Annotated in this window: 9 protein-coding genes and 1 pseudogene; 7 read left to right on the top strand and 3 right to left on the bottom strand. The window is 64.5% G+C overall.

From position 1 onward, the window contains the following. The 3 genes and pseudogenes from J3474_RS22230 to J3474_RS22220 all read left to right on the top strand — a co-directional run. Positions 1-441: pseudogene (locus tag J3474_RS22230) on the top strand (TetR/AcrR family transcriptional regulator); the annotation flags it as partial. A 362-nt stretch (positions 442-803) separates the two neighbouring features. Next, on the top strand, positions 804-1,910 hold the full coding sequence (locus J3474_RS22225; RefSeq protein WP_207095679.1) for an LLM class flavin-dependent oxidoreductase: 1,107 nt from the start codon (positions 804-806) through the stop codon (positions 1,908-1,910). Between the two features lie 311 nt (positions 1,911-2,221). Then, a complete protein-coding gene (locus J3474_RS22220; RefSeq protein WP_242528590.1) occupies positions 2,222-2,737 on the top strand; it encodes a nuclear transport factor 2 family protein in 516 nt (171 codons plus the stop codon). 50 nt (positions 2,738-2,787) lie between these two features. Here J3474_RS22220 and J3474_RS22215 read toward each other — a convergent pair whose 3' ends face one another. The 3 genes from J3474_RS22215 to J3474_RS22205 all read right to left on the bottom strand — a co-directional run bounded on the left by J3474_RS22215 (position 2,788) and on the right by J3474_RS22205 (position 5,727). Further along, a complete protein-coding gene (locus J3474_RS22215) occupies positions 2,788-3,792 on the bottom strand; it encodes a class 1 fructose-bisphosphatase (RefSeq protein ID WP_013836888.1) in 1,005 nt (334 codons plus the stop codon). Between the two features lie 70 nt (positions 3,793-3,862). Next, positions 3,863-4,720 carry a shikimate 5-dehydrogenase gene (locus J3474_RS22210; protein WP_207095678.1) on the bottom strand — a complete coding sequence of 286 codons (858 nt, stop codon included), beginning with the start codon at positions 4,718-4,720 and terminating at the stop codon, positions 3,863-3,865. Then, the gene (locus J3474_RS22205) at positions 4,717-5,727 is read right to left on the bottom strand and encodes a LacI family DNA-binding transcriptional regulator (RefSeq protein ID WP_207095677.1); all 1,011 of its coding nucleotides are present in this window, start codon (positions 5,725-5,727) and stop codon (positions 4,717-4,719) included. The genes J3474_RS22210 and J3474_RS22205 overlap by 4 nt, the downstream gene beginning before the upstream one ends. Before the next feature lie 141 nt (positions 5,728-5,868). Here J3474_RS22205 and ptsP point away from each other — a divergent pair, with 141 nt between their 5' ends. The 4 genes from ptsP to J3474_RS22185 are packed head-to-tail and all read left to right on the top strand — an operon-like array spanning position 5,869 to position 12,499. Further along, positions 5,869-8,391: a phosphoenolpyruvate--protein phosphotransferase gene (gene ptsP / locus J3474_RS22200; RefSeq protein ID WP_207095676.1), complete on the top strand. Its 2,523-nt coding sequence runs from the start codon at positions 5,869-5,871 to the stop codon at positions 8,389-8,391. Next, a complete protein-coding gene (gene pfkB, locus J3474_RS22195; RefSeq protein WP_207095675.1) occupies positions 8,391-9,356 on the top strand; it encodes a 1-phosphofructokinase in 966 nt (321 codons plus the stop codon). Before ptsP ends, pfkB begins: the two co-directional genes overlap by 1 nt. Further along, complete coding sequence (locus J3474_RS22190; protein ID WP_207095674.1) at positions 9,356-11,077, top strand: PTS fructose transporter subunit IIC; 1,722 nt, start codon at positions 9,356-9,358, stop codon at positions 11,075-11,077. The genes pfkB and J3474_RS22190 overlap by 1 nt, the downstream gene beginning before the upstream one ends. Positions 11,078-11,125: 48 nt before the next feature. Next, positions 11,126-12,499 carry a carbohydrate porin gene (locus J3474_RS22185; protein WP_207095673.1) on the top strand — a complete coding sequence of 458 codons (1,374 nt, stop codon included), beginning with the start codon at positions 11,126-11,128 and terminating at the stop codon, positions 12,497-12,499. Positions 12,500-12,815: the final 316 nt, after the last annotated feature.

Raw genomic sequence — 12,815 nt, 5'->3', positions numbered from 1 at the left:
GCCGTCATCGGCAACCACCTGGCCAAGATGGCGCTCGACGAGGACGCGATGATCGAGAAGGTGCGCGCCGGCGCCACCTCGCTCACCACTTTCGTGCCCCGGTTCGTCGAGGGCTTTGCCGAACTGCTCAAGAAGCATGCCCCGCTCCTGCGCCTGAGCATGCAGCGCGCCTCCTTCGACCCCCTCGTCTCCGAACCGGGCCGCGCCAGCGCCAACCGCGCCGCTGCAATCTGCATCGAGGCCATGCTCGAATATCGCGGCGAGTTCAGCGGCAACGACTGCCAGAAGAAGGCCAACGCCGCCTACCAGATCATCTTCGCCACGCTCGCAAGGCAACTCAGCCTCGGATCCACAGGCGAAGCCGTGCACCAGCAGGACTGGAACGAGCTCAAAACCGAACTCGGCAACATGTGCCTCGCTTACCTTATCGCCAGAATCTGAAAACCTTCCGGAACACGCCGGGTTCGGGTGATCTGCCAGGACCGCGTAATCTCACGCCTTGATTACTGGGCGACTTCCCAGCATTACAACCTCGCGGGGGCTTAGCGATCCTGCCGCACGGGCAGCCACTTTGCGTCCTTATTGCCATGACGCCGAATCCCGGCCTGCAACTGAACACGCCGACGATCGCACCGGTGCTGCATGATTGCAGCTATCGCACGCAGATGATCTGAACAGGGTACGCTTCGTGCGCCTTCTCCCGGATCGACCCACTTGCACAATACGAATTGTTGTTCTAATATTGATTCGAGATGCCGGAAGCCATGACTTTCGGCCTGTTGTGATGAGAGGACACCGTTTCGATGCGTTTTTCTGTATTCCTTGCCGGTCGCACGACGGCGCCGGAGCAGGATCGCCAGTTCATCCTGGACAGTATCGACCATGCCGGCCTCGCCGCCGAACTCGGCTTCGATGCGGTATTCCTGCCCGATCATCATTTCACCGGCTACATGCCCGTCGCCAGCGACCCGATGATATTCGCCGCCTATCTGGCTGCGAAGTTCCCCGAATTGCACTTCGGCTTTTCGGTCACGTCGGTCCCGCTGCACAGCCCCGTGCGCTTCGTGGAACGCATCAACATCCTCGATCAGCTGACCAAGGGGAAGTTGCTCGTCGGCGTCGGCTCGGGCACCACGCCCGAGGAAATGATCGGATTCGGTGTGAACTACAAGGAAGCCTCGCCGGTCTCCGACGCCAATCTTGCCATCGCCGAACAGCTTTGGGCCAAGACCATGGCCGATGCCCCGGTCGAATTCGATAACGGGACCTACCGCGGCAAGGTCCTCCAGCGCATCGCCCCTGCGCCCTATTCCAAGGGCCATGCCCGGCTCATGCCCGTCGCCATGAAGGAAGCCAGCGCGCGCCGCGCGGCCGAACATGGCTGGCCCGCATTCATCCCGGCCTTCACCCCGCCAAAGATCGGCGGCACCGAGCCGCTCAAGCACGTCACCAAGTATTTCACCGCCTACCGTGACATGCTGCTCGCCGCCGGCCATAGCGACGAGACCGTCGCCGATGCCCTGTCCTGGACCACCCACAGCTATCAGTGCGTCCACATCGCCGAGAGCGACGATCAGGCCCGCGAGGAACTCGAAGTGATCCTAAAGGCCTACCAGGCCGCCGTCGATCGCGAGAAGCTCTATGGTGACAAGGCGGAGCAGGACGCGGCCAACACCAAGACCGACGAGACCCCCATGGCCCTAACCGAGGACTGGATCGCCACCTGGTGCCTTTATGGCAGCCCGAAAACCGTGCGCGAACACCTTGAACCCTATGCGGAGCTGGGCATTGGCAACATCCTGTGCGGCACCACCACCGGCCCCGTCACCCAGCAGCGCCTCGAATGGGGCAATCGTACACTTCGCCTCCTCGCGAGCGATGTAATGCCCCACTTGCACAGCCACGGCTGAACTTGCTTGGACACAAGTCTTGACCGGGAAATCGCTTGATACTCGGCGAGGCCATCGCCCGGGGGCCAGTCGCGTCATGTGATCGACCGGTGAATGCCAACTTGAGTGCCCGGTGTCATTTCGAAATGACCGGGCCTCCCCGCTCCTGAAGTGCAAAGCTTGCCCAGGCGATGGAACAGGGATCGCTAGCGGTCGATGCGGTTTGGGCCGCGGCCCAGCGCATCCTGGCAGTGGCACGCCTTGGGGCGGAACCCTAGCCAGTCGGCGAGGTGCGCTTTGCTACGACTTGGGCAATTGTCATTTCCCAGAAGATGAACCGAACGAACGAATTTTCCGGGAGAATGCCGATGGATGCCAGCGAACGCCTGCTCGCGATCGAGGAAATCAAGCAGCTTAAGGGCCGCTACTTTCGCTGCATGGACACCAAGGACTGGGCAGGCCTGCGCACCGTCTTTGCCGATGATGCAGTGTTCGACGCGCGCGCTTCGCTAAACGTCGACGGCAAGGGAGAAGCCGGCCGCGCTGCTGAGAGCAATGATTGGGTCTATGAGGGCGGCGACGTGATTACCCAGTTCATCGTGGGCGCGGTGGAAACGAGCCGCACCGTTCACCATGGGCATTGCCACGAGATCGAGATCCTCTCGGCAGACACGGCCCGCGGCGTCATCGCCATGGAAGACCAGATCTGGGACGAAAGCGGGACTGTGCTCACCCTCCACGGCTGCGGGCACTATCACGAAACCTATCGCAAGCAGGACGACCAGTGGCGCATCCAAACCTCGCGAATTTCGCGGTTATACGTATCCTTGGGTGACCAGCCGGACTGACCTGGCTCGACTGTCATCGTTGCCGGGGCCCGTGACGGGCCCCGACTTTTTCAGGCGTCCTGCGAAACGAGCGCTTCCACTTCTTCCGGATCGCCAAGGGCTACACCGATGCGCTGGTGCAGGCTGGTCGGCTGCGTATCGAGAATGGAGCCAGCGCCGTCGCTCGAACGGCCGCCGGCCTGTTCGATCAGCATGCTCATCGGGTTGGCCTCGTAGAGCAGGCGCAAGCGGGCCTTGCCTGGCTGGCGATGATCGGCCGGGTAGAGAAACACGCCGCCCCGCTTGAGAATACGGTGAATGTCCGCGACCATCGATGCCGTCCAGCGCATGTTGTACTGCCCAGCCAAAGGTCCAGCCTCGCAGCCCACGCGTTCGTCGATGTAACGGCGGACTTCGGGCGACCACTGCTCGCGCCGGGCCATGTTGATCGCCACTTCCTTCGTACCTGACGGGATCTGCAGCGGCCCGTCGGTCATGCGCCAGGCACCCATTTCACGGTCCAGCGTGAATTCGTAGACACCATTACCCAAGGTGAGGACCAGCAGCGTCTGCGGCCCGTAGATCGCATATCCGGCAGCGACCTGGTGCCGACCGGGCTGCAGGAAATCTTCCTCGATCACATCGCGGCCCGCAGAATTTTCCGGGGCACGCAGGACTGAAAAGATCGTCCCTACCGACAGGTCGACGTCGATGTTGCTGGACCCATCGATCGGATCGAACAGCAGCAGATATTCGCCCTTGGGAAAGCGGTTGGGGATGGGATGGATCGTTTCCATCTCTTCCGAGGCCATGCCGGCCAGATGCCCGCCCCATTCATTGGCATCGAGCAGGATCTCGTTGGCGATGACATCGAGCTTCTTCTGCACTTCGCCCTGGATGTTTTCCGAGCCAAGGCTGCCCAGCACATCGCCGAGCGCGCCCTTGGAAATGGCATGGGCGATCGTCTTGCAGGCCCGCGCGACCGTTTCGATCAGAAGGCGCAGTTCTGCAGGGCAGGCGCTGTCCTCGCGGCGCTGTTGCTCGATGAGGAAGCGGGTCAGTGTGATCGGTTGCATCGTTGTCCTTCGCCTTGCACGCCCCGGATCGGCGCCAGTCATTGGGTACCCAGTAAAAACTGGGGGGCGGTTAGGCCTCTCGCAGCTTTTCCGCAACTTCGTCGCCATGGGCGAAAGCGGCGGCCCGCGCCACTGCTTTCGCGTCCGGTCGCACGCCTGTATAAAGCACGAACTGCTCAATCGCCTGAAGCACGATCACTTCCGCGCCAGAGATCGTCATTTTCCCTGCTGCCTGCGCGGCGCGCATGAAAGGTGTGTCCGCGGGCTGGGCAACCACGTCGAAGGCGATGTCGCAGGCCTCGATCTGCCCTGCGGGGAAAGCAAGGCGGTCCGCCTCGGCCCCTTCCATTCCAAGCGGGGTAACGTTGATGAGCAACGGCGCGCCTGATGCGGGCATGTCTTCTCGCCAATCGAATCCATACCGGGCGGCGAGCGCCGGTCCGTTCTGGCGATTTCGCGCGACGATCGTACCGCGCGAGAAACCGGAGTCGCGAAGGGCGGCGATCACCGCCTTCGCCATGCCGCCGCTCCCGCGCAGCAGGAACGGCATCGCCGGGTCGATCCCGCGACGAGTGAGCAGGTCGCGCACGGCCACGTAGTCGGTATTGTAGCCGGTAAGCACACCGTCATCGTTGACGATCGTGTTGACGCTGCCGATGGCCCGGGCCGATGCCGCAAGCCCGTCGAGCATCGGGATGACGGCCTCCTTGAACGGCATGGAAACCGCGCAGCCCCGGATCCCCAGTGCCCGTATGCCGCCGACCGCCGCAGCAATGTCGCTCGTGGAGAAAGACTTGTAGACGCAATCCAGACCGTAATGGCCATAGAGCCAGTTGTGCAGGCGCGACCCGGCATTGCCCGGTCGCCCCGACAGCGACATGCACAGGCGCGTATCGCGTCCGATGCTGTTGCGTTCCAGCAAGCTCATGCCCCGGCCACGCGGCATTCGGCGCCGGTGCGCAGGCTCGACCCGCGGGCAACCAACCGCCCGCCCAGCACGACCTTGCGCGCGGGAGCATCGGGGTGGTCGAGGCGATCCAGCAGCATGGCCATGGCCGTGCGCCCGATCTCCTCGACCGGCTGCTCTATCACGCTGATCCCGCCACCGACGAACTCCATCCAGTCGTTGTTGTCGAAACCGGCCAGGGCAATGTCGCGGGGTACTTCCAGACCAAGATCGCGCAGGGCCCGCAAGACATTCAGCAACATTACGCCGTTGCTGGCAATCAGCGCATCGGGCCGCTTGTTGGACTCCAGCAAGTCCGCGATCGCCTGTGCCGCTGCTTGCGGTGCATGCGGCACGGCCACGACATCTGCATCCAGCCCCAGCCGCTCAGCCGCCTTGCGGAAACCTTCCCTTCGCTCAATGCCGGTGGAACTGGATGCACCGAACAGACCTGTAACGCGCCGATGCCCCTGCGCATGCACGTGCTCGACAAGAACTTCGGCCATGCGCGCATTGTCGAGCACGACGCTGTCGAACTCTCCATCGGGTGTCGAGCGGTCTATGAGTACGACTGGGTAATCCAGTTCCGGTTGTCCCGCCGCGGCGACCCGCTGGCGAGTCGGGGCGAGGATCACACCCGACACGCGCTCCTCGTGCAGGAGTTCGAGATAAGCGGCCTCCTTTTCGGGATCCTCATCGGTATTGCAGAGAATCACCCGCAGGCCACGCGCAGCGGCAAGGCTTTCGACGGCGCGCGATACGGCCGTGAAAAACGGGTTGCGGATATCGGCCACGACCAGACCGATCGTATTGGTATGCTGCGAACGCAGCCGCCGCGCAGCAAGGTTAGGGCGATATCCCGTGGACTTGACCGCGGCGAGCACACGCTCCGACATCTCCGCATCGACTGTGCGTCCTGCCAGGACTCGGGATACCGTGGCCGGAGAAACTCCGGCAACTTTTGCCACGTCCTTGATACCTACTGCCATGAGAAATCGTTCTCTTATAATTACGGCAATCGCCCTCTCAACTGATGAGACTATGCCTCATTCTGGCTGAAAATCGCAACCCCTCTTGACAAATTCTCTGAGAAATCGTTTTCTCACTGTATCAAGAGGAGAGGAACCATCATGCTCGCAGACGCCGTTCCCGCGTCGCACGCAGCCGATCTCGTCCGGATCGATGCCAGCGCCACCGACAAGACCGATGCGATTCGCCAGGTCGGCCAACTTCTGGTCGCTGCAGGCTGTGTTGCGCCCGGATACGAGGAAAGCATGGTGCGCCGCGAAGCCGTGGCGAACACATTCCTCGGCTCCGGTGTCGCGATCCCCCACGGACTGGGTGAAGACAAGGGACTGGTGCGCAATGACGGGATCGCCATCCTCCAGCTTCGCGAGGGCATCGACTGGAACCCGGGGCAGCGCGCCCATATCGTCGTCGGCATCGCCGCCAACTCTGACAGCCACATCACCATCCTGCGCCGGCTCACCCGTCTCATCCAGGACGAGGAACGCCTGCAGGTCCTGATCGCGACCGACGACCCCGCCGAGTTCTCGCGCGCCCTGCTCGAGGATGGAGCCCCCGCCGCCCCTTCTGCCCCTGCCGAGGACCTCGCCCATACCGCAGCGTGGATCGTCGACTATCCGACCGGGCTCCACGCCCGGCCTGCATCGACATGGGTGGAAGCCGCCCGCGCCAGCGCGGTGCGCCTGCGTATCCGTCACGGTGAGGAAAGCGCCGATCCGCGCAATCTCGTGGCGCTGCTCCAGCTTGGTCTGCGCTGCGGTGACGAGATCACGTTCTCGGCCGAGGGGCCCGCCGCGCAAGACGCGCTCGAGAAGTTCGTCGCCACTGTCCGGAGCCTCTCCGCACGCGAAAAGGAAGACGCCGCCCGCGCCGCCGAGAAGCGCAAGACCCCGGTGCGGTGCTGGACGCCGGTGGGCAGCCCGCGCATGATCGCCGGCGTTGCCGCCAGCCCGGGCCTCGCGATCGGACCGATCCACGTGCTGTCGGCAGCCGAACTGTCCGTCCCAGATGTGCCGGTTGATCTCGTGAACGGCGGCGCGATGCTGAACGAGGCCCTGGTGCGCACCCGTGCGCAGATGAAGGCGCTGATCGACGACACTACGCGCCGCTTGGGTGCTTCGGAGGCCGCCATCTTCAAGGCGCAGACCGAACTGCTCGAAGACACCGACATCATAACCCTGACCTGCCAGCTCATGGTCGAAGGTCACGGCGTTGCCTGGTCCTGGCATCAGGCCGTACAGCGCATCGCCGGCAAGCTGTCGGCGCTCGGCAATCCGGTTCTGGCTGCACGCGCCGCTGACCTCACGGACGTTGGCCGCCGGGTCCTTGCAGAGATCGACCCCGGTCTCGTCACCGGTACGCTTGCGGATCTGCCCGAAGAACCTTGCATCCTTGTGGCCCCCGATCTGTCTCCATCCGATACCGCCACGCTCGATACCGCAAGAGTCGCCGGCATCGCCACCGTACTGGGCGGACCGACATCGCACAGCGCGATCCTTGCGCGTACACTGGGCCTGCCCTCGGTCGTGGCAGGCGGGGCCGACCTGCTGGCAGCGGCGTCCGGCACGACGGCCATCGTCGATGGCGACGGCGGCCGCGTCTGGCTCGATCCATCCGAAAAAGACCTTGCCTCCGCGCGTGGCTGGATCGCCGACCTCACCGCACAGCGCGTCGCCGAGGAAGAAGAGCGCGGCCAGCCTGCCGTGACCCGCGACGGTCACCGGGTGGAAATCGCAGCCAACGTCAACCGCCCGGACCAGGTCGGTTTCGCACTGGCACAGGGCGGTGAAGGCGTGGGGCTAATGCGAACCGAGTTCCTTTTCCTCGAAAGCGGCAAAACTCCCGGGGAGGACGAGCAATTTGCCGTCTACCGCGCGATGATCGATGCGCTTTCCGCCGGAAAGGAAGAGCGTCCGCTGATCGTGCGCGCGCTCGACATCGGCGGAGACAAGCAGGTGCCCCACCTCGAGCTGCCGGTTGAAGAGAACCCCTTCCTCGGCGTGCGCGGCGCACGCCTGCTGCTGCGCCGCCCCGATCTGCTCGAGCCGCAACTGCGCGCGCTTTACCGGGCCGCCAGGGAAGGCGGAAATCTCTCGATCATGTTTCCGATGATCACATCGGCGCACGAACTGCTTGCCTTGCGCAAGCGCTGCGAAGCCGTCCGCGCCGAGCTGGATGCGCCGCAAGTGCCGATCGGCATCATGATCGAGGTTCCGGCAGCGGCGGTGCAGGCCGCCCAGCTCGCAGCCCACGCCGATTTCTTCTCCATCGGCACCAACGACCTGACCCAGTACACACTCGCAATCGACCGCCAGAACCCGGAACTCGCCGGCGAGGCCGACAGCCTCCACCCGGCGGTGCTGCGCATGATCGCCGCGACGGTCGAGGGCGCCAGGACCCATGATCGCTGGGTCGGCGTATGCGGCGGCATCGCCGGCGACCCGTTCGGTGCTGCGCTGCTGGTCGGTCTCGGCGTCGATGAGCTGTCGATGACCCCGCGCGACATCCCGGCCGTGAAAGCAAGGCTGCGGGGCTGCGACCGCGGCGAACTGAACAGACTGGCCGCCCAGGCCCTGGAAATGGACGGCGCGGCGCAAGTGCGCGCGCTCGACGGAAAGGCCTTGTGATGCGCGCGCTTACCGTCACCTTCAACCCGGCCATCGACCAGACCGTCACGCTCGACCGGCTGGAGCCGGGCGCCGTCCACCGCGCCCATGCCGTGCGCCAGAACGCCGGTGGCAAAGGCGTCAACGTCGCCAGTTGCCTGGCTGACTGGGGCGTCGGCGTTTCCGCCTACGGTTTGCTGGGAAGCGACAATGCGGCACCCTTCGACGCGCTGTTTGCCGCCAAGGGCATCGAGGATCGCTTCATCCGCATTGCCGGCGCCACCCGGGTCAATCTCAAGCTGGTGGATCCTGCAGGCACCACCGACATCAATCTCGACGGCCTGGCGGTCGATGCCGGCCGGGCCGAGATGGTCACCGCCACGATCTGCGACGCGGCCCGCGAAGGCGACCTCGTCGTGCTGGCGGGCAGCCTTCCCCCCGGCTGCCCGCCAGATACTTACGCCACGCTCATGGAACGCCTGCATGCACGCGGATGCCGCTTGATTCTCGACACCAGCGGCCTGCCGCTCAAGTGTGCGCTCGAGGCCGCGCAGCCGCCCCATGTGGTCAAGCCCAATCGCGACGAACTGTCACAATTGCTGGGCCGCGACCTGCCTGATCTGCCGGATCTGGTTGCGGCTGCAGGCACGTTGCGCAGCAGCGGCATCGAACTGGTCGTCATCTCGATGGGCGAGGAGGGAGCGCTGTTCGTGTCTGGCGAAGGTGCGCTCACCGCACGTCTCGCCATCGGTGAGTTGGCCAGCACGGTCGGTGCCGGCGATGCCATGGTGGCCGGGATCGCGGCAGCCCTGCTCGAAGGGGCGCCGCTGGAACGCACAGCGCGCCTCGCCACGGCGTTCGCCGTTGCCAAGCTCGGCATGGCCGGCCCGAACCTGCCCGCACTCGCCAGTGTGGCCGCACTGGGCGACGAAGTGAGCGTAACCCCAGTTCCAACAGCCGCGCAAAAGACGGCAGGAGAGGCATGATGAAAAAGGTCTTCGCAATCGTAGAGGCGGGGCCCTCGTCCGTGCAGGGCGTCCTGGCAGGCGAAGCGCTGCGCCTTGCGGCCCGCACCGAAGGCCGCGACATCGAAATTGAAGTGCGTACTGAACAGGGCGTGCTCAATCCACTCGGTGACGACACGGCAATTTCGGGCACGAGGCTGCTGCTGGTCGCCGACGAAGTAGCCGACGAAGCGCTTGCCCATCGAGCCGACCGCCACATGACTCTGGAAGCCGTGTTGGCCGATCCGGCCTCCGCACTGGTCTTCGACGATGCCGGGCAAGCCGACGATGCAGGCGCCGATCCGACCGTCCCGCGCATCGTCGCGATCACCTCCTGCCCGACCGGCATTGCCCATACCTTCATGGCCGCCGAAGGGCTGACCGAGGGCGCCCGCCAGCTCGGCTACCCGATCCGCGTCGAAACGCAGGGTTCGGTGGGTGCGGGCACGCCGCTCACTGCCGAGGAAATCGCTGCGGCGGATGTCGTGATGATCGCCGCCGACCGCGAAGTCGATCGGGCGCGGTTCGCCGGCAAGCGCGTCTTCGCGTCGAGCACCAAGCCCGCGATCTCCGGCGGCGCCAAGCTGATCGAGCGGGCACTGGCCGAAGCGAAAGTCCAGGGCGGCGATGCCATCACTGGTACTGGCGATAAGGCGCCCGCGGGACAGAAGGAGCGGACCGGGCCGTACAAACACCTGATGACCGGCGTATCCTTCATGCTTCCCTTTGTGGTCGCAGGCGGCCTGCTGATTGCCATCGCCTTTGCCCTCGGCGGCATCGGGGCCAGTGCCGATGCGGCCTCGGGCACGCTGGCCCACACGCTGTTCCAGATCGGCGCGCAGGGTGCCTTCGCTCTCATCGTTCCGGCACTTGCCGGCTACATCGCCTTTTCCATCGCCGACCGTCCGGGCATTGCCCCGGGCATGGTGGGCGGGATGCTTGCCGCGCAGATCGGCGCCGGGTTTCTGGGCGGCATCGCCGCGGGCTTCATCGCCGGTTACGGCGTCGAATATCTCAACCGCCTGATCCGCCTGCCCAAGAACCTGCAGGGGCTCAAGCCGGTCCTGATCCTGCCGCTGCTGGGTACGCTGCTGACAGGCCTGCTGATGGTCTATGCGATCGGCACGCCCGTGGCTGCGGTGCTGGCCTTCCTCACCGAATGGCTGCGTTCGATGCAGGGATCCAGTGCATTGCTGCTGGGCATGATCCTGGGCGCGATGTCGGCCTTCGACATGGGCGGTCCGGTCAACAAGGCCGCCTATGCCTTCTCTGTCGGCCTGATTGCCAGCAACGTCTACACCCCAATGGCCGCAACGATGGCTGCCGGCATGACCCCGCCTCTCGCCGTTGCGCTGGCGACGCGTCTGTTCCGCAGCCGCTTCACCCTTGAAGAGCGCGAGGCGGGCGGCGCGGCCGCAGCGCTGGGCCTGGCCTATATCACCGAGGGCGCGATCCCCTTCGCTGCGCGTGATCCGCTGCGGGTTATCCCCTCATTGATGGCCGGTTCGGCCACGGCCGGTGCGATCTCGATGGCAGCGGGCGTGGAACTCAAGGTCCCCCACGGCGGCATCTTCGTGCTGCCCATTCCGGGCGCCGTCACCCACCTTGCGACTTACGCGGTCGCCATCGTGGCCGGAACGCTGATCAGCGCCGTGCTCGTGGGGCTGTTCAAACGCCCCCCGGTGGCAACGGCCAAGGCTTGAATGGCCCACGACAACAACAAGAAAGCAACATCCGCAAGGGATCACTCCATGCCTCCGCTACCAACCAAATGCGCTGCCCTGGCAGGCGCAGCCGCCCTCGCCTTGTCCATCGCCGCCGCACCGCTGGCCGCCCGGGCACAATCGCAGGACGAAGGGGAGCTGGACAACACAGCGCCCTCCGCGCGCCCTCCTGCGCAGCAACCGCAGTCCTTCCAGCCTCTCGCCGATCAAGGCATCACCCTCACGCTCAACTATACCGGCGAAGCGGCGGCCAACGTCAGCGGGGGCCTGCGCAAGGATGCCGCGTACGCCGGGCAGGTCTATGCCGGGGTCGATTTGGACATGGACCGCATCGCCGAGATCGACGGCGGCACGCTCCATGTTGCCGTGACCAATCGTCATGGCAAAAGCCTGTCGGCGCTTGCGATCGGAAACAATACTTCGGTGCAAGAGATCTGGGGCACCCAGAACACCCATCTCGCGATCCTGACCTGGGAACAGCACCTGTTCGGCGACCGTCTCGTGGTCGAGGCTGGCCGCAGCCAGGCGAACATCCATTTCCTCAATTCGCCGCTTTACTGTCAATTCCAGGGAAACTCGGGCTGCGGAAATCCGACATTCGTTTTCAAGAACAGCAATTTCACCTATTTCCCGGCGTCGAGCTGGATGTTCCATGCCAAGGCGCAGCTGACGGACCATGTCTACGCGCATATCGGGGCCTATGAAGTGAACCCCGACCGCAAGCAGGCAAGCGACCACGGCACCGATTTCGGCATCGGCAACGCGACCGGCGTCATCGTACCATGGGAACTGAGCTACGAAAGCGGCGAGGCGGCGCGGTTGCCGTTCCGTTACATTCTCGGCGGCTGGGTCGACAAGGGCGACTACGACGACCCGCTGCGCGACGACACAGGCGGCATTGCCATCCTCAGCGGCCGACCGGCTCAGGTCCACAATGGCCGCTCGGGCCTCTATTTCCGTTTCGAGCAGAAACTTACCCGCCCCGATCCGGCATCGAAGCGCGGACTGAGCATTTACGGCGTTGCCATGACCAACCTTTCCGGCCGCGTGGAGGAAAGCCGCTTCTTCGATCTTGGCCTGGTCCAGACCGGCACTTTCCCGGGGCGCGACGAGGACAGCGTGGGCTTCATGATCAGCGACCAGCGCTTCAGCAACCTGGCGATGCAACGCATGCGGGCCGCCGATAGGGCCGGCGACGGCAGCGGAAACGTCTCTCGCCATCAGGTAATGATGGAGCTGTCCTACAGCGCGCAGATCGGACCGGCGATCCGCCTGTCGCCCAATATCCAGTACATTCATAACCCGGATCGGACCGGCGATCCATTTCGTGGCAGTTCGACGAAGGACGCACTGATTTTCGGTGCCAAGTTCACAATCGACGCATTCAAGCTGGGCCAGTGAAGCGGACTGAAGCTCTGGCAATGCGTCACCTGAGCCAGAGCGATAAGGGCCCGGCATTGCGACCGCTCATCAGGTCGCGCGGGCCTGCGACACCTTGGGCACGAGCCTTCCTGCCGGGCCTCCTTCCGCCCATCGGCGGTGTTCGAACTGGATTGACCGATGGGAGGAAGGGCTTTAGCCGATAGAAATTCGAATTCTAATACGCGTGGCCGCAAGGGCTCGAGGTGGGAGTGGAATGACACCGATACGCCGCTTTTTCAGCAATCTCACGATGAAGCCCCAGGGAATCACCCTGGTCGCTGCCGGCTTCCTGCCG

Source organism: Novosphingobium sp. PY1 (genome assembly GCF_017312445.1).
Classification (GTDB): Bacteria; Pseudomonadota; Alphaproteobacteria; order Sphingomonadales; family Sphingomonadaceae; genus Novosphingobium.
The sequence above is the reverse complement of the archived record's forward strand: the minus strand, read 5'-3'. Positions and strand labels throughout refer to the sequence as shown.

What these genes read in the sequence shown, in the direction of transcription:
- J3474_RS22190 (WP_207095674.1), top strand. Translation starts at nt 9,356, where the DNA reads ATGAAAAAGGTCTTCGCAATCGTAGAGGCGGGGCCCTCGTCCGTGCAG.
- J3474_RS22210 (WP_207095678.1), bottom strand. Translation starts at nt 4,720, where the DNA reads ATGAGCTTGCTGGAACGCAACAGCATCGGACGCGATACGCGCCTGTGC.
- J3474_RS22215 (WP_013836888.1), bottom strand. Translation starts at nt 3,792, where the DNA reads ATGCAACCGATCACACTGACCCGCTTCCTCATCGAGCAACAGCGCCGC.
- pfkB (WP_207095675.1), top strand. Translation starts at nt 8,391, where the DNA reads ATGCGCGCGCTTACCGTCACCTTCAACCCGGCCATCGACCAGACCGTC.
- J3474_RS22225 (WP_207095679.1), top strand. Translation starts at nt 804, where the DNA reads ATGCGTTTTTCTGTATTCCTTGCCGGTCGCACGACGGCGCCGGAGCAG.
- J3474_RS22205 (WP_207095677.1), bottom strand. Translation starts at nt 5,727, where the DNA reads ATGGCAGTAGGTATCAAGGACGTGGCAAAAGTTGCCGGAGTTTCTCCG.
- J3474_RS22220 (WP_242528590.1), top strand. Translation starts at nt 2,222, where the DNA reads ATGAACCGAACGAACGAATTTTCCGGGAGAATGCCGATGGATGCCAGC.
- ptsP (WP_207095676.1), top strand. Translation starts at nt 5,869, where the DNA reads ATGCTCGCAGACGCCGTTCCCGCGTCGCACGCAGCCGATCTCGTCCGG.
- J3474_RS22185 (WP_207095673.1), top strand. Translation starts at nt 11,126, where the DNA reads ATGCCTCCGCTACCAACCAAATGCGCTGCCCTGGCAGGCGCAGCCGCC.